The organism is Rhodococcus sp. NPDC004095, from assembly GCF_053604015.1.
In genome coordinates, this window is sequence record NZ_JBSGGS010000014.1 from 60,128 (window position 1) to 86,572 (window position 26,445).

The window sequence follows — 26,445 nt, forward strand, 5'->3', positions numbered from 1 at the left end:
TTCGCGTTCAATTCTGACGATTTCGTCAGAACCTCTTGACTGACGAATTAGTCGTAAGTGACGATATCGTCATCATGTGAGGAGGAGCACAGATGAGTGACCGTTCCGGCACCCACACCGACGTACACAGCGACCGGGGAGCCCTCCGCGGCGAACACCCCGGTCGAGCAGCGAATCCGGTCGTCAAGGTCCGCGACCTGGCCTGGCTGGAATTCGAGAAGCCCGACCTGGTCGCCGCGGAGGCCTTCGCCCGCGCCTTCGGGTTCGCGACAACCGTCCGCACCGCCGAGGAACTGCACCTGCGCGGCACCGACGCGGGGGCGCCCTGCGTGATCATTCGCAGGGGCGCTCGGTCGTCCTTCGTGGGCGCAGCGTTCGCCGCCGACGACGCCGCCGACGTCGGGCGCCTGGCGGAGGCGACCGGCCATACCGTCCGGCCGTTACCCGAGAGAGTGGGCGGGGTGGCCGTCGATCTCACCGATCCGAGCGGCACAGTGGTCCGCGTGGTCGCGGGAATGCACTCGCTGCAGGAACTGCCCGGCCAAGGACCGCAGGTGCTCAACGTCGGACATCGGGCCCTGCGCACCAACAGCACCCAGCGACCGCCACGCGAGCCCGCGCGGGTGGAGCGCCTCGGCCATGTCGTCCTACAGAGCACCCGGTACCTGGAGACGCTGAACTGGTACCTGCAGCACCTCGGGCTGATCGTCAGCGACTTCCTCTACTACCCCGGCCAGCGCGAACGCGGGCCGGTGATGAGCTTCATCCGCTGCGATCGCGGCACCGTCGCCACCGACCACCACACACTCGCCCTGACCCTCGGGCCCTCGAACCGCTACGTGCATTCCGCCTACCAGGTCTGCGACCTCGACGCGGTCGCCGCGGGCGGCCAGTACCTGCTCGACCACGGCTACCGGCGCTCGTGGGGAATCGGCCGGCACATCCAGGGAAGCCAGATCTTCGACTACTGGCGCGACCCGGACGGGTTCCTGGTCGAGCACTTCAGCGACGGCGACCTGTTCGACAGCACCCTCGAGCCCGGGTGGGCGCCCATGAGCGCCACGGGGCTCGCCCAGTGGGGGCCACCGGCCACGAAGGACTTCCTCGGCATCGCCCCCGGGCGGGAGTCCCTGGTCGAACTCCGCGCGATGATCTCCTCGCTCCGCGAGGACAACGAATTCGATGTCCAACGCCTCCGCGGCCTACTGAAAGTTGCCTCGACATGAGCATTTCCGTCCTCCGCACCGCCGACAGCTGGTGGGTGCAAACCCCCGACGGCGCCGCCGAGATCGACACCGCGGCCACCACCACCGCCGAACTCCTGCGCGACCGCGCCGCGATCGAGGCCGCCGCGACCGCTGAAAAGTCCGTCCCCGTCGAGACCCTGGAGTTGCTCTCACCGATCACCGCACCGTGCCGAGTGGTGGCGCAGATGACCAACTACGCGTCCCACGTGAAGGATTCGGGGATGAACCCCGCGACCGTTCCGCTGACCTTCTTCCGAAAGGCGTCCGGATCGATCAGTGGTCCCTTCGCCGACGTGGTCAAACCCGAGCACGTCCGCCTCCTCGACTACGAGGTCGAGATCGGGCTCGTAGTCGGTGCGCCAATTCCCGTGGGCACCACCATCGACGACACCAACGTCGCCGACTTCGTGGCCGGACTGGTGATCACCAACGACATCTCCGCCCGCGACATTCAGCTGCCGAAAACCCAGTTCTACGAGGCCAAGTCGTACCCGACCTTCACCCCCACGGGGCCGGTGCTGGTCCTGCTGGAGGAGGGCGACTTCTCGTGCTTCACCGAATTGCGCCTGACGACGCGAGTGAACGGTGAGGTCCGCCAGGACATGATCGTCGGCGCGGACATGATCTACCGGCCCGTGCAGGCCCTGCAAACGCTGACGCGATTCCAGCGACTCGACGCAGGCGACCTGGTGTTGACCGGAACACCCGGCGGCACCGCGCTGACGGCACCCCCGAAGCCCATCGAGATCATCGGTTCGCTGCTGCCGCCTGCGGTGAAATGGAAGAGCTTCTTCAAGACCCAGGCGAAGAACCCCAAGTACCTGAAGGACGGTGACATCCTCGAGCTGGCGATCGCCACCGAGGACGGCAAGCTGGACCTCGGAACCCAGCGGACGCGAGTGAGGTACGCCCGATGAGCGACGCCCTCCTGTGGCCGACCTACGCGCATCCCGGCGACCTCGCCGCCATCGAGGAGGTCCCGCTCGCGGATCGCGAACTGCCGGCATCGACCTACCACCTGCTGGCTCGCGCCGCGAAGCTGTGGCCGCAGCGCCCGGCCCTGATCTGCCTGCCGGACGCGACCCGGTGGCGTGAACCCGCGGAGCGCACGCACGCCGAGCTGCTCGCCGACGTCCATCGGACGGCGAATCTGCTGCACAACACCGGGGTTGGGCGCGGCGATGCCGTCGCCCTGCTGTCGCCGAACTGCGACGAGCTGATCACCGCGACGCTGGCGTCCCAACTGGCGGGTATCGCAGCACCGATCAATCCTGGCCTGTCCCCCGGTCACATCCGGGAACTGCTACGCCGGTCGGGTGCGCGCCTGCTGATCTGCGCCGGCCCCGAACTCGACGCCACGGCATGGGCGACGGCACGCGAGATTGCCGCAACCGGCGCCGTCGATACCCTGTTGGTCCTTCGCCCCACCGGCGTGGCCGAGACCGCGGAGTTACCCCCGATCGACGGCGTGCGGGTCGCTCACCTCGCGGACGCTGCGGCGGGATTCGACCACACCCGGTTCGCCGGCACCGTGCCCGCCTCGGCCGACCTGGCCGCGCTGTTCCACACCGGGGGCACCACCGGCACCCCGAAACTGGCCGCACACACCCACGCCAACGAGGTCGCCAATGCGTGGATGATTGCGGCGAACTCGGTGCTCGACGAGGATTCGAAGATCTTCGCCGGCCTGCCACTGTTCCACGTCAACGCCCTCGTCGTTACCGTCCTGGCACCGCTGCTGCGCGGGCAGGCCGTGGTGTGGGCCGGGCCTGCCGGTTACCGCGATCCCGCCGTGTACGGCGCCTTCTGGAAGATCGTCGAGCACTATCGGATCGCCACGATGAGCGCGGTGCCGACCGTGTACGCCGTGCTCTCCCACTGCCCCGTCGACGCGGACATCTCCAGCCTGCGCGCGTGCATGGTCGGAGCGTCGATGCTGCCCGCCGCCGTGCGGGCGGGATTCGAATCACGCACCGGCGTGCCGCTTCTCGAGGGCTACGGGCTCACCGAGGCGACGTGCGCCAGCGCTCGCAGCTTCTCCGACGCACCGCGGCACGGGTCGGTCGGACAGCGGATGCCGTACCAGAAGTTCAAGGCGGTCCGGATCGACGACCGCGGCCGCTGGACCGACCTTCCGTCCGGCGAGGCCGGCACCATCGCCATCAGCGGTCCCACCGTCTTCGCCGGCTACGTCGTCGACCTGAACACCTCTGGGTTCGTGCTGGACGGGTTGGGCGCCCTCGTCGACGGGTGGCTCGACACCGGCGACCTCGGACGCGTCGATTCCGACGGTTTCGTGCACCTGACCGGCCGGGCGAAGGACCTGATCATCCGCGGCGGCCACAACATCGACCCGGCGGTGATCGAGGACGCGCTTCTGGACCATCCGGCCGTCACGGGCGCGGCCGCGGTGGCGTCCCCGGACCCACACTCCGGCGAGATCCCGGTCGCCTACGTCACCCTGGTGCCCGGCGGCGACGTGAGCGAGAGGGAACTGCTCACCTGGGCCGCCGAGCGGGTCACCGAAGCGGCTGCCGCCCCGAAGTCGGTGACCGTGACGGATGCCCTCCCCGTGACCGACGTGGGCAAACCGTACAAGCCGGCCCTGCGCGCCGATGCCGCGCGCCGCGTCGCCGCACTCGCCCTCGGGGACGTTGCCGGTGTCGAGGACGTGCAGAGCGTCATCGAGGACGGTGCGGTCGTCGTCACCGTCACCGTGGCACCCGACACGGATCCGGCCGCGGTGAAGGCGGTACTCGACGGGTACCCGGTCTCCTGGCGAATCGAGGAACGACCGTGAACGGCATGAAACTTCTCGCGCCGGTCCTGTCCGTCCTGATCGCCGTGGTGTTCGCGGTACTCGGGTCCGCGAAGGTCGCCGCCGTCCCACCGATGCGTGAACGTGCTGCCCACGTCGGCTTCGGTGTCGACTCCTATCGCAGGCTCGGTGTCGTCGAATTGACCGGTGCGGTAGGGCTTCTCGTCGGCTTGGCCGTGCCTGCGGTGGGTCTGGCCGCGTCAGCGGGATTCGTACTGCTGCTCGCGGGCGCGCTGATCGCCCACGCCCGCGCCGGCGACGGCGCAAAGGAGATGGCTCCCGCGATCGTCGTGGGTGCCGCGGCCCTGACCTGCGTGGTCGCTCTCGTGTCCGTGGTGGCGTCGTGACAGCCTCGACGTATCCCGTGGTCATCGTCGGTGCCGGCCCGGCCGGGCTGACGGCGGCGACGCTGTTGGCCCGGCACGGAGTCGAGTGCCTGGTGCTCGACCGCTGGGAAGACGTCTATCCGCAGCCGCGCGCGGTGCACCTCGACGACGAGGTGTACCGGATCGTCGCCCGCCTCGGCCTCGCCGAGGAGTTCGCCCGTATCTCCCGGCCCGGACACGGCCTCCGCCTGGTGGACCGCGACACGCGGGTACTGGCCGAGTTCCGGCGCGGCGGGACCGCCGGACCACACGGGTTTCCACGGGCCAACATGTTCGACCAACCGGAGTTCGAGCGACTGCTGCGCTCGGGACTCGACCGCCACGAGAACATCACGCTCCGTGGCAATGTCGAGATCGCCGACGTCGTGCACACTCGCCGCGGTGTCCGCGTCGAGTTCACCGATCGTGCCGGCGGTGTGCGCGAATTCGTCCACGCCGACTACGTTCTCGGGTGCGACGGCGCGAACAGCATCGTGCGGTCGTCCATCGGTTCCCGGATGGAGGACCTGGGATTCGAGCAGCGTTGGCTCGTCGTCGACATCGCGACCGACAGCGACCTCGGCCATTGGGAAGGCGTGCACCAGGTCTGCGACCCGGTCCGGGCGGCGACGTACATGAGAATCGGCGAACGGCGATACCGGTGGGAGTTCCGCTTGCTCCCAGGCGAAAGCGCAGAGGACTATTCGACCCTCGACCGTCTGCGGTCGCTGATCGCACCGTGGACCGGTGGGGTGGACGCGACCGAACTCGAACTCGTTCGGGTCGCTGAATACACCTTCCGCGCCCAGGTCGCCGACAGGTGGCGCGACCGGCGGGTGTTCCTGCTCGGTGACGCGGCCCACCTGACTCCGCCGTTCATCGGCCAGGGGATGGGCGCCGGACTGCGCGATGCCGCAAACCTCACCTGGAAGCTCGCCGGCGTCCTCGCCGACACCCTGTCCCCCACCTGCCTAGGTACCTACCAGCAGGAGCGAAAACCTCACGCGACCTCCATGATTCGACTCGCCGTGGCCATGGGATGGGCGATGACCGAAGGCGGCGAGTTCGGCGACTCCGTGCGTCGACGACTTGCCCCTCTGACCGCGAGGATCCCGACCTTGGGTGCGAAGATCACCGACGGTGTCACCCCGGCACTGCGGCCATCAGCCCTCGTCCATTGGGGCGGACTCCGCCGCGGACTGGCCGGAACCCTCTGTCCGAACCCGGTTCTCGGAACCGACGGTCGACGCCTCGACGACGCCGCACCCGATCGGTTCGTGGTGGTGACGTCGATCGAGCCCACCGACGGCCAGCGTTACGAGATCGAGCGTCGCGGAGCGGTCGTGTTGCGGGCACCGGCCGGATCGGACCTCGCCCACTGGCTGGCACGGGGCCACGTGACCGCCGCCGTCGTCCGACCCGACCGGACCGTCATGCGCGCCGGGCGGTCGCTGTCGAGCCTGTACACGACGCTGCCGACGTTCACCGCGCAGGCGGGTCGAGACGGTTTCTCGGTCGGAGTGGGCGGGCGCCCCGACCTCTACCGCACATCCGGCTCGTTGACGCGGTAGCTCAGCGGCATTCCTCATCGGTCGCCGTTCCTCGTCTCGAGATCAAGTGCGAGAGAGGTTGAATCGACCGACTCTTTCCAGGTGGCGGTATCCCGGTTCGCGGTTGCGGAGTGCCCCGGTATCGCCTCATCCATGAGGCCGCTCCAGGAGGTTTGCCACCGGTCCGGGAAGCACCGCTGGAGCAGTTCGAGCATGATCGGCACTGCCGTCGACGCCCCGGGTGAGGCGCCGAGAAGGCCCGCGATGGTCCCGCCTCCTCCGACAACGAGTTCGGTTCCCTGTTGAATCACGCCGATGCGGCGACGGTCCGGCGTGACCAGTTGCGCGCGCTGCCCGGCGGGAACCAGGTCCCACTGGCGGATGTCCGCTTTCGGGTAGAAGCGCTGCAGCTTGGCGAACTTCCTTCGAGGTCTCGCAGCGAGTTCGCCGATCAGGTAGCGCACCAGCGACAGGTTCTGGATGAGCGCTGCCGCGATGACGTGGAGGTTGTGCCATCGCAGCGTGGCGAAGAAGTCGGTCGGTCGGCCGGCCTTGAGCAGCTTGGTGCTGAAGGTCGCGTAGGGGCCGAACATCAAGTGCTCGGTTCCCTCGATGAACCGCCTGTCGAGGTGAGGCACGGACATCGGCGGCGCTCCGATCGCCGCCTGGCCGTATACCTTCGCCTCATGGCGGGCGACGACGTCCGGTTCCGAGCAGCGGAAGAAGGCGGCCCCGACCGGCAGCACTGCGTACCCGCGTACTTCGGGAAGGCGAGCGCGCTGCAGCAGACGCAGCGCCATTCCGCCTGCTCCCACGAACACCCGTCGCCCACGCAGCTCGAACCTGCCACTACTTGCGTTCCCACCGACAACCCATGACCCGTCCGGTGACCGGCGCAGCGCGCGCACCTCGTGCCCGAGCAGTACCTGCCCACCGGCGTCGGTGACGATACGGATCAATCCCTCTGTCAGAGCGCCGAAGTCGACATCGGTACCGCCGGGATGACGGGTGGCTGCCATCGGCTCGTCACGAGTCCGCCCTTCTGCCATCAGAGGCGCCCACTCGCTGATGCTGGCGGGGTCTTCGCTGTACTCCAGCCCGTCGAACAGCGGATCGCTCGTCAACGTCTCGAACCGTCGCCGAAGGTAGTCGATGTCATGTCGCCCGAAGACGACATCCATGTGCGGCGTGGTGTGGATGAAGGTGTCCGGGACCAATAGACCCTTGGTCGCGAGGTGGGCCCACCATCGGCGACTGAGGTGAAACTGCTCCGCGATCGTCGATGCCTTGCGTCCATCTGCCGGGTCGGGCATGTAGTTCAGTTCGCAGAACCCGGCGTGCCCGGTGCCGGCGTTGTTCCACGGACCACTGCTCTCGGTGGCCAACCCGGCCGCCCTGTCCAGCAATACGATCCGCCATCCGGGCTCGAGAGTCGCGAGCATCGATCCCAGCGTCGCGGACATGATTCCGCCGCCGATCAGGATGACATCGGCATCGAGCTCGTCGGACGAGCCCGGCACGGTGTTCGACGATTTGCCCATCTGACGCACGCTCCCGAGGTAGAGGATCAGTGCTCTCAGGATTCGCCCGACGAGGTCGTTCCGTCCAATGAATGAATGCCGTATTACAATCCGAATATGGATCAGTGGACAATTCGACTGGCTCCACAGCTGCGGGCACTCGTCGAACTGGCCGCGCACGACGGTCACATGACCCAGGCCGCAGCAGCCCTCGATGTGCCTCAGTCATCGATGAGTCGGCGGATCCACGCCCTGGAAGAGGAGCTGCGGGTACCCCTGCTCATCCACGACGGCCGGGCCGTCCGCCTCACCGACTCAGCCGAACGCCTGGCACGGCAGGTACGCGAGCCGCTACGCCAACTGGATCTGGCGATCGACGAAGTGACCGGACAAGCCGACCCCGACCACGGGACCGTCCGGTTCGGGTTTCCCCTGACGATGGGATCCGGCCGCATTCCCGACCTACTTGCCGCGTTCCGCCATCACCACCCCGGCATCACAGTGCTTCTCAAACAAGCACACGGCTCAGCACTCAGCGCGGATCTCCTCGCGGGCGAACTCGACCTGGCGATCGTCATCCCCGCACCCGAGCGACTCAACCACGTACGCATCGGCACCCAGCAGATCCAGGTGGTGGTGCCCGACAATCATCGGCTCGCGACGGCGCGACACGTCCAACTCGCGGATCTGAAGAACGAGACCTTCATCGCCAACCCGCCAAGTTACAACCTCCGGCAGCTCACCGAGAGCTGGTGCCACGAACAAGGATTCGTACCAGACATCGCGTTCGAAGTCACCGAGTTCGCCACCATCCGAGAACTGATCAACCGCGGCCTCGGAATCGCACTACTCCCACACGACGAACGAATACCTCAGGGACTGACGGAGCTGCCACTGACCGGCTCCCGATACCGCAGAGACGTCACCCTCGCCTGGGGTGCCACAGCCGAAGCACCCCCCACCCAACGCCTCAGCAGCTTCCTCCTCCGCCACTTCGCCTGATGTCGACCTGCAGCGAAGATCAGCGAAACGCTGGTTCAACCAGCGCGGTTCGAGGCGATCCTGGACTCTACCTGCGATGCCTACGGTCGACCGGCGTCCGATGTCGGGCGAGAGTTACTGCCGGATCTCTGCAGTGTCCGGACACGAACGCGTCGTGTTCGTGGTGTGGGACCGACGGTCGCCGCCTTCACTCCATCCGGCTCCAGGGGCGTGACTCCGGCAACCCATAATCGAGTCATGAGTGTCCCCGCGCCCGAATCCCCCTCGTTCGAGCATGTCGACTTCGAGGCACTCGATTCGTTCCGTTTCCCGGACGGCGGCGGGTACCCCCAGAGCTACCGCGAGTTTGTTCGCTCCTGCGGCTGGGCCCGCACGTTCGGCCCGTGGCTCATCTACCCGCCCGTGCAACCCGGTTTCGCAGATGGGCGGGCCCGTGCAGCGAACCTCACCGAGCACTTCCACACGGTCTTCCGCGACGGCGAAGAGGAGGAATTCGACTGGATGATCGAGCCCGACGGTAGCTGGGACCTCGCCGAACGACTCGAAGTCTTCGGCTGGAGCGAGAACGGCGACCTTCTCCTCTGGGACGTCGCAAGCCGCAATGCCGACGAGGAGTTTCCGTCTCTGACCCACAGCTCATCCGGATCTGTTCGAGGCCGAGATCCGCTGGGACGCCACCGCGACCCAAGTCGCTCCGGCGTCAAGCAGCACCGCCCGCAAGCCACGGACACGTTCACGGCGCGCCACACGCCGATCGCTCGTTCACTCCGCGTTGACGTAGACCTGAGCCACAGAGCCAGAAGCGACTGCGCTCACGCGCCACGTCTCGACATCCTTCGACAACTGACGTCACGACCTACCCCGCGGCACACGGACAGGAGGAAGGCCGGTCGATTCGGTGCCCCCAACCACGACCCGACCCGCAACAGCGGGACGACAGGGCGTGGCTGCGGTCGGCCCACAGCGTTGCCACAGCCGCGTCACCGACCTGCATAAAGGTTCTGGCAAACGACGCCACCATCCACGATGATTAGAACATCAGTTCGAGTCACGGGGGGGTGACGAGCAGATGGACGAACACCTGACAGCGCTCGCCGCCGCCATCGACGGCCTGCTCGCCGACCCGGTGACCGGACTCACCGACAACGAGGTCATCGACACGCTGCAGCGGATGGAAGTATCGCTACGGAAGGCGTCCGCAGTCGGGCACCGGCTGATCGTCGAAGCGGTGGAGCGGTCCATTCCCGGGAATCTGCACTGCCGATCGGTGAACGAATTCCTCACCCAGACCCTGCGGATCTCCGGCGCGGACGCCGCCCGACGGGTCAAGGGCGCGAACAAAGTTGGGACATGGCACACCCTGGGCGGCGACGATCAGGATCCGGTCCTGCCGGTGACCGCCCGCGCTGTTCATGACGGCGACGTGGGGCCCGATCACGTCGCGGCGATCGCGAAAACCATGCGCAAGATCCCCCACGGCACAGGCGCCGACGAGATCGCCGTCGCGGAAAAGATCTTGTCCGACGCCGCCCGAACCATGCCACCCGAAGACGTCACAAAGGTCGGCGTGCACCTGCTCGCGCACCTGAAGCCCGACGGTGACGGTCCCGATGAGAAGGACCGCCGACGCCGCCGCGGCCTGCGCATCGGGAAACAGGGAACCGATCTCATGACACCGATCTCGGGGCTGTTGGATCCGGAAACGAAGGCGTTGCTCGATCCGGTCCTCGCGAAACTCGCCCGCCCCGGCATGAACAACCCCGACGACCCCGAATCACCCTGCGGCGACATCGAATCCGACACCCTCGACCGAACGGCGCTGGCGAAAGCCGCCGCCCGAGACACCCGGACCGCCGTGCAACGCAACCACGACGCACTGAAAGTCGCGCTACGGCACCTGCTCTCGTCCGGGGTGTTGGGTAGTCATCGGGGACTGCCCGTCACCACGATCCTGACGATGTCCGTGCGGCAGGTCGAAGAGGCATCCGGGGTGGCCACCACCGCCACCGGTGGACTCGTCCCGATCCGCGATGCGCTGCGCATGGCCGAACACGCACACCCAGTGCTCACGCTCTTCGACCACCATGGCCGGCCGCTGCATCTGGGCCGGGCGAAGAGGCTGGCATCCGCGGACCAGCGGTTGGCGCTGATCGCTGCGTCCCGTGGTTGCACCCGACCCGGCTGCGACTCACCCGCTTCGATGACGGCAGTACATCACCTGACCGAATGGAACAGGGGTGGCCGCACCGACATCGAGGGCTTGGATCTGGCATGTGATCACTGCCATGCCTTCGTGCACGACGGGCCCGGTGGTTGGCAGACCCGCACCGCGGCAGAAACCACCGGCCGCGCCGGCCGCACCGAATGGATCCCACCACCGCACATCGACCCCACCCGCACACCCCGGGTGAATCAGCGGCACCACCTCGACGACATCCTCGCCGCCGCGCTGGCGCGCCACCGCGCCCGCCGCGACGCAGAACTGCGCGAGCATCGGCGGCGCTGGGCACAGGGGACAAACGAGATGGGCGACGGCGGCGCACCTGACATCAGCAGATCTGACCACCACCGGACAGGACCACCGGCCTGCGGAACTGCGAGTTTCCGGCAACCGCACCATTGGCGAGGACTGTTCGACGTAGGGTCGGCGAACCGATTGCCCCGTACCCAGCAGGAGTGCCAGGTGAGCTTCGTCCTCGTCGAGCGGCCACGCGAGCAGGTCGCGCTGGTCACGCTGAACCGTCCGGAGCGAATGAACGCGATGGCGTTCGACGTGATGGTTCCACTCAAGGAATCCCTGGAGTCGATCAGCAACGACAACTCGGTGCGCGCGGTCGTGCTCACCGGTGCCGGGCGGGGCTTCTGTTCCGGCGCGGACCAGGCATCGGCGGGCTCTCCCCCACACATCGACGGCCTCACGCGGCCGTCGGTCGCGTTGCGGGCGATGGAGATCCTCGACGACGTGGTGCTCGCGATCCGCCGCATGCATCAGCCGATGATCGCCGCGGTGAACGGTGCCGCAATCGGTGGCGGTTTCTGCCTGTCACTGGCCGCGGACATCCGCATCGCGTCCACCGAGGCCTATTTCCGCGCCGCCGGCATCAACAACGGCCTGACGGCCAGCGAGCTGGGCCTGAGCTATCTCCTGCCCCGCGCGATCGGCTCGTCCCGGGCATTCGAGATCATGCTGTCCGGCCGCGACGTCGACGCCGCCGAGGCGGACCGCATCGGCCTCGTCTCCAGGCTGACCGCGCCGGAGGACCTGCTGGACGAGTCCTTCACCCTCGCCGAACGCATCGCCGGGTTCTCCCGGCCGGGTGTCGAGCTGACCAAACGGACGCTGTGGTCGAGTCTGGACGCGTCGTCGCTGGCGCAGCACATGAACCAGGAGGGCCTCGGCCAGCTGATGATCCGGTTGATGACCGACAACTTCGAGGAGGCGACGCTGGCCCGTCGGGAGAAACGCGAGCCGGTGTTCCGCGACACGAAGTAGGACGCAACCTCGTCTGGTCTGGACGCGGCGCACCGGGTACGGCAGTGTCGGAGCATGGGCGACCGAGGTGTGAACGCAGACGGGGAGAACATCCGACCCATCGAGCCGGGGATCGTCACGGACTTCACGGACCGGATGAGCTACGGCTCGTACCTCGACCTGGGTACGCTGCTGAGCGCACAGCACCCGGTCAGCGTCCCCGCGCACCACGACGAACTGCTGTTCATCATCGCCCACCAGACCAGTGAACTGTGGCTCAAACTCACGTTGCACGAACTCGACGCGGCGAAAGCAGCTCTGGCACAGGACGACATCGCGGTCGCGCTCAAGTGCATCGCCCGCGTCAAGCACATCCAGAAGTCACTGACCGAGCAGTGGTCGGTGCTCGCGACACTCACCCCGACCGAGTACTCGGAATTTCGCGGGTTCCTCGGCAACGCGTCGGGATTCCAGTCGTTCCAGTACCGCGCCGTCGAATTCGTCCTGGGGAACAAGAACCCCGGGATGCTGGCGGTGTTCGAGTCCGACCCGGCCGCACACGCACTGCTGTCCCGGTTGCTCGCGGAACCGAGCCTGTACGACGAGTTCTGGCGGTACCTGCACCGCACCGGCCTCCCCGTCCCGCAGTCCACGCTGGGGCGGGACGTGCGCTCCCCGTACACACTCGACCCGAACCTGCTGCCGCTCATCCGGGACGTCTACGAGCACCCGCACGACCACTGGGCCGCCTACGAGTCGTTCGAGGAACTGGTCGATCTGGAGGAGAACTTCCAGCTGTGGCGATTCCGGCACCTGCGGACGGTGTTGCGCATCATCGGCACCAAGCCCGGCACTGGCGGATCCAGCGGTGTCGAATTCCTCCAGCGCGCCCTCGACCTGACGTTCTTCCCCGAACTGTTCGCGGTCCGCACCGAGGTCGGGCGGTGAGATGGGCACCCCGACGGTCGCGGTGCGGGAGGCGTGGCTCGGACAGTGGATGGGGCCCACCCGGTTCACCCTGCGCGGCGGCCGCATGCTGCCCGCCGCACCGGATCACCCCGCCGACCCGGCCGCGGACCTGACCTTCGACGGCACCGTGTTCCCCGGGTTCCGGGACGCCCACGTCCACCTCGAACTCGTCGATGCGGCGGCCCTGTTCGCGGGCGGGCTCGAGGAGGTGTACGACCTCGGAGCACGGCTCGACGCTGCGGCCGCGTGGCGCCGGACCGCAGGCGTCCCGCCCGCGGGACTGCCGCGTATCCGGTTCGCCGGGCAGTTCCTCACTGCGCCCGGCGGCTATCCGAGCGACCGGCCGTGGGCACCGGAGGGATCGGTGCGCGAGGTGTCCGGACCCGATGACGCCGCGAGGGCGGTGAACGAACAGGTCTGCGCCGGAGCCGATTTCGTCAAGGTCACGCTGAACTCGGCGGCCGGCCCGGTACTCGACGACGACACCCTCGCAGCGGTCGTGACAGCGGCGCATCGGCTCAGCCGCGACGTCGTCGTGCACGCGGAGGGAGCCGGGCAGGCGGGACGTGCGCTCGCGGCCGGCGTCGATGTGCTGGCCCACACCCCGTGGACCGAACGCCTCGACGACGACGTGGTGCGCGCCGCGGCCCGGTCGCAGCGTTGGACCAGCACACTCGACATCCACCACGGCCGCGACCTCGAGGTCGCCGTCGACAATCTGCGCCGCTTCCACGCCGCGGGGGGGCGCGTCCGCTACGGCACCGACCTCGGCAACGGGAATCTTCCGCTCGGGGTCAACGCATCCGAGGTGCTGGCCCTGCAGTCGGCCGGACTGGACCGGTCCGGCGTGCTGACCGCGTTGATCGACGGGGACGCCGCGTCGCGGTTCGCCGCGGGACCGCAGCGCGTGTGCCGGATTCCGGGCATCCCTCCGCGCGACGACACCGAATTCGCGCACTGGCTGACCGGCGCCCGCGTCGCCACCGCCGCCGACCTCGAGGAGGACCTGCGTTGAGCACCGACGATCTCACGGACACCGCGCGAGCACTCGACGCCGCCGACCCACTTCGGGACTTCCGCGCCCGCTTCCATGGCGTCGACGATTCCGACGTGGTGTCCTACCTGGACGGCAACTCGCTGGGCCGGCCGACGATCGCGGCCACCGAGGCGATCGCGGAGGCGGTCGCGCAGTGGTCCGGCCGGCTGATCCGCGGCTGGGACGAGCAGTGGTTCGACCTGCCGATCACCATCGGCGATCGGCTCGGGCGGGTGACGCTCGGTGCGGCGCCGGGGCAGACGACGGTCGGCGACTCGACGACGGTGCTGCTGTACAAGCTCGCGCGCGGTGCGCTGGCGATGCGGCCGGGACGCACGGAGATCGTCCTCGACACCGACAACTTCCCCACCGACCGCTACGTCCTCGAAGGCATCGCGGCCGAGCTCGGACTCGAATTGCGTTGGATCACCGTCGATCCCGCTGCCGGGGTCGAGCCCGGCACCGCCCGCGAGGCCATCACCGAGAACACCGCGCTGGTGGTGCTCAGTCACGTCGCGTACCGGTCGGGATTCCTCGCCGACGCCGAGGCGATCACGCGGGCGGCACACGACGCCGGTGCGCTGATCCTGTGGGACCTGTGCCATTCGGTGGGCAGCGTTCCCGTCGAACTGGACCGCTGGGGAGCCGATTTCGCCGTCGGCTGCACCTACAAGTATCTGAACGGCGGTCCGGGATCACCGGCGTTCGCCTATGTCCGTACCGAACACCAGCGCGACTTCCGGCAACCGATCTGGGGCTGGATGGGGCGCCGGGACCCGTTCGAAATGGCGGCGGGATACCTTCCCGCCGATGGGATTCGACAGGTGATCAGCGGAACCCCCGCGATACTCGGGATGATCGCCATGCAGTCGACGATCGACCTGATCGACCGGGTGGGCATCACCGCCGTGCGCGCAAAATCTATTCGCCTGACCGAGTACACCCTCAAGCTGGCCCGCACCCTGCTCCCCGAGGTGCGGATCGCCTCCCCTCTCGACGCCTCCCGGCGCGGCGGCCACGTCACCATCGACCATCCCCGGTTCCGGGAAATGCTGCCGCGGCTGTGGGATCGCGGCGTGATCCCCGACTTCCGTGCGCCCGAGGGGTTGCGGCTGGGCCCGAGCCCGCTGAGCACCTCCTACCTCGAGGTGCTCACCGGGGTGCGGGCGATCGCCGACGAACTGCGCCGGCTCGGCTGACGTGGGACTCCCGCCGGGCGAGTGTTCCGAACACGGCTGTCGCGGCCACGAAGAACACGCCCCCCACCCACGGAGAGAGGAACGCCGACGCGAGTACCCCGGTCACCGCGAACAGCAGTACCTGCACCGCCAGGCGGCGCGGGTTCGAGAGCCGGCGGGTGGCGGTCGGCGCCATCCACACCGCCCAGATTCCGGCCGCGATCACCGGCAACGCGACGGCGGCCGCCATCCGGGCGGGCGTGGCTTCGCCGACGGCCGCGCCGGCGAGCGCGAGGATCGTGAGCATCGTCAGTTCCAGAAGGAACGCCGCGGCGTCGAGGGGGCCGATGGTCGGGTGCGGGTGTTCGCCCGCGGTGTGCGTCATTCCGCCACCTTGATCAGCAGCTTCCCGAAGTTCTTCCCGCCGAGCATCCCGATGAACGCGTCGGGAGCGTTCTCGAGCCCGTCGACGACGTCCTCCCGGTACTTCACGAGTCCGTCGCGCACCCACTCCGACATCTCGGCGAGGAAGTGCCGGTAGTGGTCCTTGACGAACTCGGACTGGATGAAGCCCCGCAGGGTCAGGCTCTTGGTGAGGATGCGGCCCATCAGGGCCGGGGCGCGGTCCGGACCGGCGGGCGCGGAGGTGGCGTTGTACTGGGCAACCAAGCCGCACACCGGAACCCGCGCGTAGGTGTTGAGCAGCGGCAGCACCGCGTCCCACACGGCGCCGCCGACGTTCTCGAAGTAGACGTCGATGCCGTCGGGGCAGGCCGCAGCGAGCTGATCCGCGAAATCGGGTGCGCGGTGGTCGATCGCCGCGTCGAAGCCCAGCTCCCGCAAGTGCGCGACCTTGGTGGGGCCGCCGGCGATCCCCACCGCGCGGGCGCCCTTGATCTTCGCGATCTGCCCGACCGCGGACCCGACCGGGCCGGTGGCCGCCGCGACGACGACGGTCTCCCCGGCCTTGGGCTTGCCGATCTGCAGCAGACCCGCGTATGCGGTGAACCCGGGCATGCCGAGCACGCCGAGCGCGGTCCGGACCGGCGCCGCGGCGGGGTCCAGCTTGCGGACGTGGGAGGCGTCCTCGACGGAATGGGTCTGCCATCCGGAGAACGACAACACCACGTCGCCGACAGCGAATCCGGGGGCATTGGAGGCGAGCACCCGGCACACGGTGCCTCCCACCATGACCGAGTCGACGGGGACCGGGTCGGCGTACGACTCCGCGTCGCTCATCCGGCCGCGCATGTACGGGTCGAGCGACAGGTACAGGGTTTCGAGCAGCAACTGACCGTCGGCCGGCGCGGGCAACGGCACCGACTCGACCCGGAAATCGGACGACTTCGGCTCGCCGACGGGGCGGGAGGCGAGCACAATGCGAGTGTTCTCTGCAGGCAGGCTCATGTCTGTCGAGGCTAGTCCGCCGCCACCGGGAGATGTACGAGACTCGCTGGTCGATCGCGATTCGAACTCGCCGCTCCCACGCTCGCCGATCGCCCGGTCGCCGATCGCCGATCGCCCCGGTCGCCGATCCTTTAGGGAAGGAAGACGATGAGTTCCGTGAACCTGAGCAAGCAGCATCCGGCCGCATACAAGAAGCTGACCGCCCTCAGTGAGCAGGCCGACGCCGCGGCGCTGGAGGCCGGGCTGGATCCGCTCCTGGCGGAACTGGTCAAGATCCGGGTCGCGCAGATCAACGGCTGCGCGTTCTGCCTGCGCATGCACACCCGTGACGCCGTCGCCAAGGGGGAAACGGCCGACCGTCTGGCGGTGCTCGCGGCGTGGTGGGAGTCGCAGTACTTCACCGCGCAGGAGCGGGCCGCCCTGACACTGGCCGAGCAGGTCACCCGGCTGACGGTGCCGGAGGATCGTGCCTGGGACGACGGGTCCCTGACCGACGCGCAGGCCTCGGCGGTGAGCTGGCTCGCCGTGGTGATGAACGCGTGGAACCGGGTCGCGATCACCAGCCACTATCCCGTCGCGCCCTGACCGGGCCCGAGTCAGCTCAGCAGTTTCTTCTGCACCTTGCCCATGGCGTTGCGGGGCAGCGTGTCGACCACGCGGATCTCCCGCGGCCGCTTGTGCACCGACAGCTCCGCGGCGACATGCGTGATCAGCGCGTCCGGGTCGACGTCCTCGCCGACGACGAAGGCGACGATCCGCTGCCCGAGGTCGTCGTCGGGCAGACCGACCACCGCGACCTCCTCGACGCTCGGGTGCCCGAGCAGGCTGGTCTCCACCTCACCGGCACCGATCCGGTAGCCCCCGGACTTGATCAGGTCGGTCGACGCCCGGCCGACGATCCGGTGGAATCCGCCTGCGTCGATCGCAGCGACGTCTCCGGTGACGAACCAGCCGTCCTCGGTCCAGGATTCGGCGGTGGCATCGGGCCGGTTCAGGTAACCGTCGAACAGCATCGGACCGCGCACCTGCAGTCCGCCGATCGACTCGCCGTCGTGCGGGACCGGCTCGCCGTCCTCTCCGACGATGCGGGTCTGCACGCCCTCGACGGGCAGGCCGACCCACCCGGGGCGGCGTTCGCCGTCGGCGCGGGTGCTCAGGGTGATCATCGTTTCGCTCATCCCGTACCGCTCGATGGGGGTGAGGCCGGTCAGCGCGGACAGCTTCTCGAACACCGGCACCGGCAGGGGTGCACTCCCCGAGACCAGCAGCCGCGCCCCGGACAGCGCCCGCGCCGACTCCTCGTCCAGTGCGATCCGGGACCACACGGTCGGCACCCCGAAGTACAGGCTGCCGCGCGCCTCCGCGTATGCGGCGGGCGTCGGCTTGCCGGTGTGCACCAGGCGGCTGCCGACACGCAGCGGTCCGAGCACACCGAGGATCAGTCCGTGCACGTGGAACAGCGGCAGTCCGTGTACGAGGGTGTCCTTCTCGGTCCACTGCCAGGCCTGCGCGAGCGCATCGAGGCCCGCGGCAATGGCCCGGCGGGACAGCAGCACCCCCTTCGGGGCGCCGGTGGTGCCGGAGGTGTAGAGCACGAATGCTATCGACGCCGGATCGGGCTCCGGGTGGCCGTGCCAGTCGCGGGCGTGCAGCCGCACCGGAATCACCGGAAGCGAGCCTGCTCGGGAACTCGGCGAAATGTCACCGCCCTCCGGTGCCTTGCCGAGCCATGCCTGCGCGCCCGAGTCGGTCAGGATGTGCTCGAGCTCGGCCGGGCCGGAATCCGGGGGCACGGGCACGACGGTGACGCCGGCGAACAGGCAGGCCACGATCGCGACGACCGTCGACGCCGTCGGCTCGGCCAGCACCGCGAGCCGCCTCGCGCCGGCGATCCGGCGAGCCAGCGCGCCTGCCCCGCCGACGATGTCGCTACGGGAGAGGGTGTGACCGTCGATCCGCACGGCGTCGGGCACATCGTCGCCCTGGGCGACGGCGAGGGGGTTCAGCGAACGCAGCAGCACGCCCGCCAGCGTCTCACATGCCCGCCCGCGGGCGCGTCTCACATGCCCGCCCGCGGGCGCGTCTCACATGCCCGCCGGCGGGCACGTCTCACATGCCCGTCAGTCCCGGCTCACCAGCTGACGCATGAAGAACGTCAGGTTCGCGGGACGTTCGGCGAGGCGGCGCATGAAGTAGCCGTACCACTGTCCGCCGTACGGGACGTACACCCGCACCCGTGCCCCGGCGTCGGCGAGCCGCTGCTGCTCGACGTCCCGGATGCCGTACAGCATCTGGTGTTCGAACTCGTCGGCGCGTCGTCCGACGCGGCGCGCCTCCTCCCCCGCTGCCTCGATCATCGCCGGGTCGTGGGAGGCGACCATCGGGTAGCCCTGACCGTCCATCAGGACGGTCAGGCATCGCCGGTACGACGCGTCGACGTCTGCGGCGCTCTGGAAGGCCACCGAAGCAGGTTCGCGATATGCGCCCTTGCACAACCGGATTCGCGAGCCCGGCCCGGCGAGGTCGCGGCAGTCACCCTCGGTGCGCCGCAGGTAGGCCTGGAGCACCGCCCCGAGCCACGGGAAGTCGGCGCGGAGGGCGGTGACGATCGCCAGCGTCGAGTCGGTGGTGGTGTGGTCCTCGGCGTCGACGCTCATCCACACCCCGGCCGCCTTCGCGGCCTCGCACAGTTCGCGGGCGTGGTCGAGGGCAACCTGCTCTCCGCCGGACGGCAGGGCCTGACCGAGCGCGGACAGTTTGACCGACACCTCCAGCCGGCGTGGTTCCGCATCGCCCACCTGCGGCAGGTCGCCGAGTTCGCGCAGCAGCGCCCGGTACTCGGCGACGACGGCCCGGGCCTGCCCGAGGTCGATGGTGTCCTCGCCGAGGTGGTCCACACTGACCGACCGACCCGACGCAAGCAGCTCGCGGGTGACGGCGAGGGCGTCGGCCCTCGACTCCCCGGCGACGAACCGGGTGACCAGCGACCGGGTGCCGGGAGCGTGGGTGATGGCCGCCTTCATCCGGGGCGAGCGTGCCGCGGCCAGGATCGCGGGCCGTAGCGGATTGACCACGGTCACGTCTCCGGCCCCATGTGCGGGTAGCGGTGATCGGTCGGCGGTACGAACGTCTCCTTGAGCGTGCGCGCCGACGTCCACCGCAGCAGGTTCAGCGGGGACCCCGCCTTGTCGTTGGTGCCCGATGCCCGCGCCCCGCCGAACGGCTGCTGCCCCACCACAGCCCCGGTCGGCTTGTCGTTGATGTAGAAGTTCCCCGCGGTGAACCGCAGTGCCGCCGAGGCCTTCTCGACGGCGGCCCGGTCGTCCGCGACGACCGACCCGGTCAGCGCGTACGGTGCGGTCCGGTCCACCACCGAGAGCAGGTCCTCGAACGCCTCCGGGGCAGCGTCGTCGTAGACGTGCACGGACAGGATCGGGCCGAAGTACTCGGTGGCGAACGCCTCGTCACCCGGGTCGTCGGCGAGCAGCACGGTCGGCCGGACGAACCAGCCGACGGCGTCGTCGCAGGTGCCACCGACGGCGACCTTGACGCCCGCGGCACCACGGGCGCGTTCGATCGCGGCGACGCTCTTCTCGTAGGCGGCCCGATCGATCAGTGCGCCACCGAAATTCGACAGGTCCGTGACATCGCCGTAGGAGAGTTCGTCGGCCTCGGCGAGGAAGTCCTCGCCCATCTCGTCCCACACCGAGCGGGGCACGTAGGCGCGGGAGGCGGCCGAGCACTTCTGCCCCTGGTACTCGAACGCGCCGCGGATCAGGGCCGTGCGCAACACGTCCGGGTTCGCGGACGAGTGCGCCACGACGAAGTCCTTGCCGCCGGTCTCCCCGACCAGCCGCGGATAGCCGCGGTAGCGGGAGATGTTCGCGCCGACCTCCCGCCACAGGTGCTGGAAGGTGCGAGTCGAGCCGGTGAAGTGGATCCCCGCCAGCCGCGGATCGCCGAGTACGACGTCCGAGACCGCCGGGCCGGTCCCCGTGACCAGGTTGATCACGCCCGGTGGCAGCCCGGCCTCCTCGAGCAGTTTCATCGTCCAGTAGGCGGAGAGCGTCTGGGTGGGCGACGGCTTCCACACCACCGTGTTGCCCATCAGCGCCGGCGCGGTCGGCAGGTTCCCGGCGATCGCGGTGAAGTTGAACGGCGTGATCGCGTACACGAAGCCCTCGAGCGGCCGGTACTCCATCCGGTTCCACACCCCGGGGCCCGAGATCGGCTGCTCCGCGAGGATCTGCCGCGCGAAGTGCACGTTGAACCGCCAGAAGTCGACGAGCTCGCACGGCGCGTCGATCTCGGCCTGCTGAACGGATTTCGACTGCCCGAGCATCGTTGCGGCAGCGAGGGTTTCCCGCCACGGTCCGGACAGCAGGTCGGCCGCCCGCAGCAGCACCGCGGCCCGCTCGTCGAACGGCAGCGCCCGCCAGCCCGGGGCCGCGGCGACCGCGGCGGTCACGGCGGCGTCGGCGTCCTCGTGGGTGGCATCGGTGAGCGTCCCGAGCACCGCGGACCGGCGGTGCGGCTGCACCACGTCGATCCGCTCCCCGCGACCCATCCGGTGCACCCCGCCGATCACGTGCGGCAGGTCCACGGGGGCACCGGCCAGCTCGGCGAGTTCGGAAACGAGGATCGTGCGCTCGCGGCTACCGGGAGCGTACGAGTGGACCGGTTCGTTGACCGGCGAGGGAACCCCGGTGACGGCGTCCATGCTGCCTCCTGCCCCGAAGTGGCGACCGGGCACCCCGGTCGCCGAGGAACTTGAGATCCAGCGTAAGGCGCCTGCCGCTCTCGTGCGCGGTGGGCGAGTCCGAGGATTCGCACACCGCGCACGAGCGGCGAAGCTGCTACAAGCGTGAGGCGGCGGCGGCGATGCGCTCGTCGGTCTCGGTCAGTGCCATCCGCACGTGGCGGCGGCTGCCGGGACCGTAGAAGTCGCCGGGGGCGACCAGGATGCCGCACTCGGCGAACCAGTCGACGGTGTCGCGGCACGCCTCCTCGCGGGTCAGCCACAGGTACAGGCCGGCCTCGGAGTTGTCGACGGTGAATCCGGCACCGCGGACGGCGCCCAGCAGGATCTCGCGGCGCCGACGGTACCGCTCGCGCTGCTCGTTCTCGTGTGCGTCGTCCTTCAGCGCGGCGGTCATCGCGGCCTGCACCGGCAGCGGCATGATCATGCCGGAGTGCTTGCGAACCTCGAGCAGTTCCGCGACCAGCGCCGGATCGCCGGTGACGAACCCGGCCCGGTAGCTCGCAAGGTTCGACGTCTTCGACAGCGAGTGCACGGCCAGCAGGTTGGTGTGGTCGCCGTCGCAGACCCGCGGGTCGAGCACCGAGTACGCCTCGGCCTCCCACGTCAGCCCGAGGTAGCACTCGTCGGACACGACGATCGCGTCGCGGCTGCGGGCGAACTCGACGACCTTGCGCAGGTGGTCGATGCCGAGCACCTTGCCCGTCGGATTCGACGGGGAGTTGATGAAGATCAACTCGGGCTTCTCCGGCCCGAGCCGCGTCAGTCCGTCCGCGCGCAGCACCCGACAGCCGGCGAGCAGCGCACCCACCTCGTACGTCGGGTACGCGACCTCGGGAATCACCACCAGATCGCCCTGACCGAGCCCGAGGAGGGTCGGCATCCAGGCGATCATCTCCTTGGTGCCGATCGCGGGCAGCACCGCCGCCGGGTCGATGCCCGTGACGCCGTAGCGCCGCGCCAGGGCCGCGACCGCGGCCTCACGCAACGACGGCTCGCCCCAGGTGGTCGGATACCCGGGAACCTCGGACACCGACGCCAGCGCGTCGCGGATCAGAGGTGCGACCGGGTCGACCGGAGTGCCGACGGACAGGTTGACGATCCCGTCCGGATGGGACTGCGCCTTCGCCTTCGCGTCGGCGAGTGAATCCCACGGGAAGTCGGGCAGACCGCGCGAGACGGCGTTACGTGGCACGTTCGAAGACCTCAGTGCTCGCCCATGGGCGGCAGCGCCTTGATGAACGGCGGGTCGTAGTCGACCTTGCCGAGCTTGGCGGCACCGCCGGGCGAACCGAGTTCGACGAAGAAGTCGACGTTCGCGGAGACGTAGCCGTTCCACTGGTCCGGGACATCGTCCTCGTAGAAGATCGCCTCGACCGGGCAGACCGGCTCACAGGCGCCGCAGTCCACGCACTCGTCGGGGTGGATGTAGAGCATGCGGCCACCCTCGTAAATACAGTCGACGGGGCACTCTTCGATGCACGCCTTGTCGAGCACATCCACGCACGGTTCTGCAATCGTGTAGGGCACTGCCGCTGCCTTTCTGACACGGACCTCTTACCGGGCGCACGTCGCGCACCAGGGTTACCAGTATCACCCCTGCCGGAGACGAGCACCGGCTTAGGGTGCCCTCAGACGGTGGTCGTTCCCCGTGCTCCGCTACCCGCGACCGCGGTTCGCACGGTGTGCCCGTCGACCCACCGTTTGCCCTGGACCGCGGCGTCGAACAGGGCGCCACGCTCGCCCAGGTAGTCGGCGATCGCACCGACGAGGGGCAGGTTCCCGAGGGCGCGCCACGGCCGCGACGGCTGCGGACGCTTGTGCAGTTCGTCGGGGATCGCCCGCAGCACCCGCGCGGTCGACCACATGCCACCCAGCGCCGCGAGGGGTCGCCAGCCCCGCGACTCCTCGGGCCGGTCCTGCTCCTCCCGCGACAGCAGGGTCCTGGCGTCGATCTCCCGGTTGCAGAGCACCGAGGCCAGCAGATCCACCTGCGCCGTCCGGTCGGTGACGCCGAGCTCCCGGGCCACCGCGATCAGCACCAGCGTCTGATTTGCGAAGCCGAGCAGGTCCTGCAGAGGCAGCTTCTTGGCGACCGGGCCGAGCACACCGGGAAACGCCACGACGACGGTGTTGAGGAGCCCGAGCCGGGTCAGCCACCACCGGGCCCGCCGTTCGTCGCCTGCGCGTTCCCACGACGCGGTGCCGGGCACCTCCGCGAAGTCGAGCAGCCAGGCCACCCCGTCGAGCACGCGGTCGACGGGTCCGCCGCCCGGAGCGGGCGGGACGAAAGTACGGGCCTTGATCCCGAACGGGTCCGCCGACGCCAGATCCAGCACCGGGTTCACACCCCACGCCGCCCGGTCCAGCACTGCGACGACGCGGGCATCCCCGATCGGATCGCTCTCGCTCATGACACCACCGCCCTCACCCCGTCACCGGTTGTCGCCGCGTATCCGGTCGTACGCTCCCGGGCCGGCCGGCCGATGCCCTCGGCGATCGCCCGCAGCTCGGCGACGGTCTTCTCCGAACCGTGCTGCGAGCCGGCCATCCGGGAGATCGTCTCCTCCATCAGGGTGCCGCCGAGATCGTTGGCGCCGCCCTGCAGCATCGCCTGGGTGCCCTCGATGCCCAGCTTGACCCAGCTGGTCTGGATGTTGGGGATGCGGCCGTGCAGCATCACCCGGGCGAGGGCGTGCGCGGCACGGTTGTCGCGCATCGTCGGTCCCGGCCGGGACGCCCCGGCCAGGTACAGCGGGGACGACTGGTGCACGAACGGCAGCAACACGAACTCGGTGAATCCTCCGGTGCGGTCCTGGATTCCGCGGAGCACGTTCAGGTGCCCGACCCAGTGGTGCGGCTGGTCGACGTGCCCGTACATCATCGTCGAACTGGACCGCAGGCCCACCTCGTGGGCGGTGGTGACCACGTCGATCCACGTGCTCGTCGGGAGCTTGCCCTTGGTCAGCACCCAGCGCACCTCGTCGTCGAGGATCTCGGCGGCGGTGCCGGGGATGGTGTCCAGGCCGGCGGCACGCAGTTCGGTCAGCCAGTCCCGCACCGACTGCCCGCCGCGGGAGGCGCCGTTGACGATCTCCATCGGGCTGAACGCGTGCACGTGCATCGACGGCACCCGCGCCTTGACCGCGCGCACCAGGTCGGCGTATCCGGTGACCGGCAGTTCCGGGTCGATGCCGCCCTGCATGCACACCTCGGTCGCCCCGGCCACGTGCGCCTCCCACGCCCGGTCCGCGACCTCCTGCGCGGACAGCGTGAACGCGTCCGCGTCGCCCTTGCGTTGCGCGAACGCACAGAACCGGCAGCCGGTATAGCAGATGTTGGTGAAGTTGATGTTCCGGTTCACCACGTACGTGACGTCATCACCGACGGTGTCGCGGCGCAGGTTGTCGGCGAGCGCGACCAGCGCCTCCAACCCGGCGCCGTCCGCCGTCGCCAGCGCGCGGTAGTCGTCGTCGGAGCAGCCCGCCGGATCGCGTTCGGCGTTGCGCAGCGCGGTCAGCACATCCGAGTCGACCTTCTGCGGCGCGCTCAGCGAGAGCACCTGCTCGCGGACCGTCTCCCAGTCACCGAACGCGCTGCCCAGGTCGCTGCGGGTTTCGGTGTTGCGGCCGTCGGTGTCGATCTCGGTGTTGAGGTCGATGCGACCGCTCGACTCCCACATCTCGTCCGGCTCCTGCCACGGCAGGCCGGTCGGGATCGCGTCCGCGCGGGCCATGCCGGTGTCGGGGTCGGCGAGCGCCTGCACGTGCCCGGCGATTCGCGGGTCGATCCACGGGGACCCGGCGAGGACGTACTGCGGCTGCGCGGCGGTTCGTTCGACGAGCGTGTATCCGGCCTCCGCGGTGATCGCGGCGAGCGTGTCGAGGTTCGGCCACGGCCGTTCCGGGTTGACGTGGTCCGGGGTCAGGGGTGAGACACCGCCCCAGTCGTCGACACCGGACGCGATCAGCGCCAGGCACTCGTCACCGGAGACCAGGTTCGGCGGCGACTGGATCCGCATCGCCGGGCCGAGCACCAGACGGGAAACCGCGATCGCGGCTCGGAACTCCTCGATCCCGGCATCGGGCGTGTCCCGCATCGCGGTGTCGTCCTTGGCCAGGAAGTTCTGCACGATCACCTCTTGGACGTGACCGAACGCCTTGTGCGACTTGCGGATCGCCATGATCGTCTCGGCCCGCTCGGTCATCGTCTCGCCGATCCCGACGAGCAGACCGGTGGTGAACGGCACCGAGAGCCGGCCCGCGTCCGTCAGGGTCCGCAACCGCACCGCCGGATCCTTGTCGGGGCTGCCGTGGTGGCACTGCCCCTTCTCGGTGAACAGCCGGGTCGACGTCGTCTCGAGCATCATCCCCATCGACGGCGCGACGGGCTTGAGCCTCGAGAGTTCCTCCCAGCTCATCACGCCCGGGTTCAGGTGCGGCAGCAGGCCGGTCTCCTCGAGCACCCGGATCGACATCGCCCGGACGTAGTCGAGCGTGGAGTCGTAGCCGCGGGACTCGAGCCACTCCCGCGCCTCCGGCCACCGCTCCTCGGGCCGGTCACCGAGGGTGAACAGCGCCTCCTTGCAGCCGAGTTCGGCGCCGCGGCGGGCGATGTCGAGCACCTCGTCCGGATCCAGGTACATCCCGTGTCCCTCGGCCCGCAGCTTGCCGGGCACGGTGACGAAGGTGCAGTAGTGGCACTTGTCGCGGCACAGCCTCGTCAGCGGGATGAACACCTTGCGCGAGTAGCTGACCGTCTTCGGCCTGCCCGCCGCCTCGAGTCCGGCGTCACGGACCCGGGCCGCCGAGGTGCACAGGTCCTCGAGATCGGCACCACGCGCGTGCAGCAGGACGGTCGCCTCGTCGACGTTGAGGGTTGCGCCGTCCCGGGCCCGACGGAGCGCGCGCCGCATCGCCGACGCCGGCGGTGCCGGCAATTCCCCTGACGCCGGCGGTGCCGGCAATTCCCGCGACGCCGGCGGTGCCGGCAATTCCCGCGACGCCGGCGGTGCCGGCAATTCCCGCGACGCCGGCGGTGCCGGCAATTCCCGTGACGCCGCCGGGATCGAGGCCGGCATGGTCGGGGCAGGCAACATCGTGGGAGAGGCGTGGTCGTCAAC

22 protein-coding genes and 1 pseudogene are annotated in these 26,445 nt (G+C 69.2%); 13 read left to right on the forward strand and 10 right to left on the reverse strand.

The annotated features are described in order from the left end of the window. Nucleotides 1-92 precede the first annotated feature (92 nt). From ACWEPG_RS23475 to mhpA, 5 genes are read left to right on the forward strand one after another with little or no spacing between them, the layout of a single operon-like run. Entirely contained in the window at nt 93-1,226 is a 1,134-nt protein-coding gene (locus tag ACWEPG_RS23475; RefSeq protein WP_452595449.1) for a VOC family protein, read from the forward strand. After that, the gene (locus ACWEPG_RS23480; protein WP_452595450.1) at nt 1,223-2,164 is read left to right on the forward strand and encodes a fumarylacetoacetate hydrolase family protein; all 942 of its coding nucleotides are present in this window, start codon (nt 1,223-1,225) and stop codon (nt 2,162-2,164) included. The genes ACWEPG_RS23475 and ACWEPG_RS23480 overlap by 4 nt, the downstream gene beginning before the upstream one ends. Beyond that, nucleotides 2,161-4,047: an acyl-CoA synthetase gene (locus tag ACWEPG_RS23485; RefSeq protein WP_452595451.1), complete on the forward strand. Its 1,887-nt coding sequence runs from the start codon at nt 2,161-2,163 to the stop codon at nt 4,045-4,047. Before ACWEPG_RS23480 ends, ACWEPG_RS23485 begins: the two co-directional genes overlap by 4 nt. A gap of 5 nt (nt 4,048-4,052) precedes the next feature. Next, a complete protein-coding gene (locus tag ACWEPG_RS23490) occupies nt 4,053-4,412 on the forward strand; it encodes a DoxX family protein (protein ID WP_450112984.1) in 360 nt (119 codons plus the stop codon). Beyond that, the gene (mhpA, locus tag ACWEPG_RS23495; protein WP_452595452.1) at nt 4,409-6,001 is read left to right on the forward strand and encodes a bifunctional 3-(3-hydroxy-phenyl)propionate/3-hydroxycinnamic acid hydroxylase MhpA; all 1,593 of its coding nucleotides are present in this window, start codon (nt 4,409-4,411) and stop codon (nt 5,999-6,001) included. The genes ACWEPG_RS23490 and mhpA overlap by 4 nt, the downstream gene beginning before the upstream one ends. Before the next feature lie 14 nt (nt 6,002-6,015). Here mhpA and mqo read toward each other — a convergent pair whose 3' ends face one another. Further along, nucleotides 6,016-7,521 (reverse strand): malate dehydrogenase (quinone), encoded by a 1,506-nt coding sequence (mqo, locus tag ACWEPG_RS23500; protein ID WP_452595470.1) that lies wholly within the window; start codon nt 7,519-7,521, stop codon nt 6,016-6,018. A 96-nt stretch (nt 7,522-7,617) separates the two neighbouring features. On the opposite strand from mqo, the gene ACWEPG_RS23505 reads away from it, so the two are divergent. The 7 genes and pseudogenes from ACWEPG_RS23505 (at nt 7,618) to kynU (ending at nt 15,178) form a co-directional block, all read left to right on the forward strand. Next, entirely contained in the window at nt 7,618-8,502 is an 885-nt protein-coding gene (locus ACWEPG_RS23505; RefSeq protein WP_452595453.1) for a LysR family transcriptional regulator, read from the forward strand. Nucleotides 8,503-8,739: 237 nt separating this feature from the next. Next, a complete protein-coding gene (locus tag ACWEPG_RS23510) occupies nt 8,740-9,498 on the forward strand; it encodes a hypothetical protein (RefSeq protein WP_452595454.1) in 759 nt (252 codons plus the stop codon). A gap of 175 nt (nt 9,499-9,673) precedes the next feature. Next, nucleotides 9,674-10,741: pseudogene (locus ACWEPG_RS23515) on the forward strand (DUF222 domain-containing protein); the annotation flags it as partial. 444 nt (nt 10,742-11,185) lie between these two features. Continuing rightward, nucleotides 11,186-11,995, forward strand: coding sequence for an enoyl-CoA hydratase (locus tag ACWEPG_RS23520; RefSeq protein WP_450113041.1), 810 nt, complete (start codon nt 11,186-11,188; stop codon nt 11,993-11,995). A gap of 54 nt (nt 11,996-12,049) precedes the next feature. After that, complete coding sequence (locus ACWEPG_RS23525; RefSeq protein ID WP_450112980.1) at nt 12,050-12,922, forward strand: tryptophan 2,3-dioxygenase; 873 nt, start codon at nt 12,050-12,052, stop codon at nt 12,920-12,922. Nucleotide 12,923: 1 nt separating this feature from the next. Next, complete coding sequence (locus ACWEPG_RS23530) at nt 12,924-13,958, forward strand: hypothetical protein (protein ID WP_450112979.1); 1,035 nt, start codon at nt 12,924-12,926, stop codon at nt 13,956-13,958. Next, nucleotides 13,955-15,178: a kynureninase gene (gene kynU / locus ACWEPG_RS23535; RefSeq protein WP_450112978.1), complete on the forward strand. Its 1,224-nt coding sequence runs from the start codon at nt 13,955-13,957 to the stop codon at nt 15,176-15,178. Before ACWEPG_RS23530 ends, kynU begins: the two co-directional genes overlap by 4 nt. On the opposite strand, the gene ACWEPG_RS23540 is transcribed toward kynU, so the two are convergent. After that, nucleotides 15,132-15,542 (reverse strand): YrdB family protein, encoded by a 411-nt coding sequence (locus tag ACWEPG_RS23540; protein ID WP_450112977.1) that lies wholly within the window; start codon nt 15,540-15,542, stop codon nt 15,132-15,134. The genes kynU and ACWEPG_RS23540 overlap by 47 nt on opposite strands. Continuing rightward, a complete protein-coding gene (locus tag ACWEPG_RS23545; RefSeq protein WP_450112976.1) occupies nt 15,539-16,564 on the reverse strand; it encodes an NADP-dependent oxidoreductase in 1,026 nt (341 codons plus the stop codon). The genes ACWEPG_RS23540 and ACWEPG_RS23545 overlap by 4 nt, the downstream gene beginning before the upstream one ends. Before the next feature lie 147 nt (nt 16,565-16,711). Between ACWEPG_RS23545 and ACWEPG_RS23550 the strand changes: the two genes are divergently transcribed. Continuing rightward, nucleotides 16,712-17,149, forward strand: coding sequence for a carboxymuconolactone decarboxylase family protein (locus ACWEPG_RS23550; protein ID WP_452595455.1), 438 nt, complete (start codon nt 16,712-16,714; stop codon nt 17,147-17,149). 11 nt (nt 17,150-17,160) lie between these two features. Here the strand turns inward: ACWEPG_RS23550 and ACWEPG_RS23555 are convergent, their stop codons facing one another. The 7 genes from ACWEPG_RS23555 to ACWEPG_RS23585 all read right to left on the reverse strand — a co-directional run bounded on the left by ACWEPG_RS23555 (nt 17,161) and on the right by ACWEPG_RS23585 (nt 26,403). Beyond that, on the reverse strand, nt 17,161-18,585 hold the full coding sequence (locus ACWEPG_RS23555) for an acyl-CoA synthetase (protein WP_452595456.1): 1,425 nt from the start codon (nt 18,583-18,585) through the stop codon (nt 17,161-17,163). Nucleotides 18,586-18,684: 99 nt separating this feature from the next. Next, on the reverse strand, nt 18,685-19,587 hold the full coding sequence (locus tag ACWEPG_RS23560; protein ID WP_452595471.1) for a proline dehydrogenase family protein: 903 nt from the start codon (nt 19,585-19,587) through the stop codon (nt 18,685-18,687). A gap of 53 nt (nt 19,588-19,640) precedes the next feature. After that, the gene (gene pruA, locus ACWEPG_RS23565; RefSeq protein WP_450112973.1) at nt 19,641-21,284 is read right to left on the reverse strand and encodes an L-glutamate gamma-semialdehyde dehydrogenase; all 1,644 of its coding nucleotides are present in this window, start codon (nt 21,282-21,284) and stop codon (nt 19,641-19,643) included. Between the two features lie 136 nt (nt 21,285-21,420). Next, a complete protein-coding gene (dapC, locus tag ACWEPG_RS23570) occupies nt 21,421-22,518 on the reverse strand; it encodes a succinyldiaminopimelate transaminase (RefSeq protein WP_452595457.1) in 1,098 nt (365 codons plus the stop codon). 11 nt (nt 22,519-22,529) lie between these two features. After that, complete coding sequence (gene fdxA, locus ACWEPG_RS23575) at nt 22,530-22,853, reverse strand: ferredoxin (RefSeq protein WP_450112971.1); 324 nt, start codon at nt 22,851-22,853, stop codon at nt 22,530-22,532. A gap of 101 nt (nt 22,854-22,954) precedes the next feature. Continuing rightward, nucleotides 22,955-23,737, reverse strand: coding sequence for a hypothetical protein (locus tag ACWEPG_RS23580; protein WP_450112970.1), 783 nt, complete (start codon nt 23,735-23,737; stop codon nt 22,955-22,957). Then, a complete protein-coding gene (locus ACWEPG_RS23585) occupies nt 23,734-26,403 on the reverse strand; it encodes a bifunctional FO biosynthesis protein CofGH (RefSeq protein WP_452595472.1) in 2,670 nt (889 codons plus the stop codon). Before ACWEPG_RS23585 ends, ACWEPG_RS23580 begins: the two co-directional genes overlap by 4 nt. Nucleotides 26,404-26,445 lie beyond the last annotated feature (42 nt).

Bases quoted from the DNA above. Each gene is read 5' to 3' on its own strand.
- ACWEPG_RS23475 (WP_452595449.1), top strand. From the start codon at position 93: ATGAGTGACCGTTCCGGCACCCACACCGACGTACACAGCGACCGGGGA.
- ACWEPG_RS23480 (WP_452595450.1), top strand. From the start codon at position 1,223: ATGAGCATTTCCGTCCTCCGCACCGCCGACAGCTGGTGGGTGCAAACC.
- ACWEPG_RS23485 (WP_452595451.1), top strand. From the start codon at position 2,161: ATGAGCGACGCCCTCCTGTGGCCGACCTACGCGCATCCCGGCGACCTC.
- ACWEPG_RS23490 (WP_450112984.1), top strand. From the start codon at position 4,053: ATGAAACTTCTCGCGCCGGTCCTGTCCGTCCTGATCGCCGTGGTGTTC.
- mqo (WP_452595470.1), bottom strand. From the start codon at position 7,521: ATGGGCAAATCGTCGAACACCGTGCCGGGCTCGTCCGACGAGCTCGAT.
- ACWEPG_RS23505 (WP_452595453.1), top strand. From the start codon at position 7,618: ATGGATCAGTGGACAATTCGACTGGCTCCACAGCTGCGGGCACTCGTC.
- ACWEPG_RS23510 (WP_452595454.1), top strand. From the start codon at position 8,740: ATGAGTGTCCCCGCGCCCGAATCCCCCTCGTTCGAGCATGTCGACTTC.
- ACWEPG_RS23525 (WP_450112980.1), top strand. From the start codon at position 12,050: ATGGGCGACCGAGGTGTGAACGCAGACGGGGAGAACATCCGACCCATC.
- ACWEPG_RS23530 (WP_450112979.1), top strand. From the start codon at position 12,924: ATGGGCACCCCGACGGTCGCGGTGCGGGAGGCGTGGCTCGGACAGTGG.
- ACWEPG_RS23540 (WP_450112977.1), bottom strand. From the start codon at position 15,542: ATGACGCACACCGCGGGCGAACACCCGCACCCGACCATCGGCCCCCTC.
- ACWEPG_RS23545 (WP_450112976.1), bottom strand. From the start codon at position 16,564: ATGAGCCTGCCTGCAGAGAACACTCGCATTGTGCTCGCCTCCCGCCCC.
- ACWEPG_RS23550 (WP_452595455.1), top strand. From the start codon at position 16,712: ATGAGTTCCGTGAACCTGAGCAAGCAGCATCCGGCCGCATACAAGAAG.
- ACWEPG_RS23560 (WP_452595471.1), bottom strand. From the start codon at position 19,587: ATGAAGGCGGCCATCACCCACGCTCCCGGCACCCGGTCGCTGGTCACC.
- pruA (WP_450112973.1), bottom strand. From the start codon at position 21,284: ATGGACGCCGTCACCGGGGTTCCCTCGCCGGTCAACGAACCGGTCCAC.
- ACWEPG_RS23580 (WP_450112970.1), bottom strand. From the start codon at position 23,737: ATGAGCGAGAGCGATCCGATCGGGGATGCCCGCGTCGTCGCAGTGCTG.
- ACWEPG_RS23585 (WP_452595472.1), bottom strand. From the start codon at position 26,403: ATGCCGGCCTCGATCCCGGCGGCGTCACGGGAATTGCCGGCACCGCCG.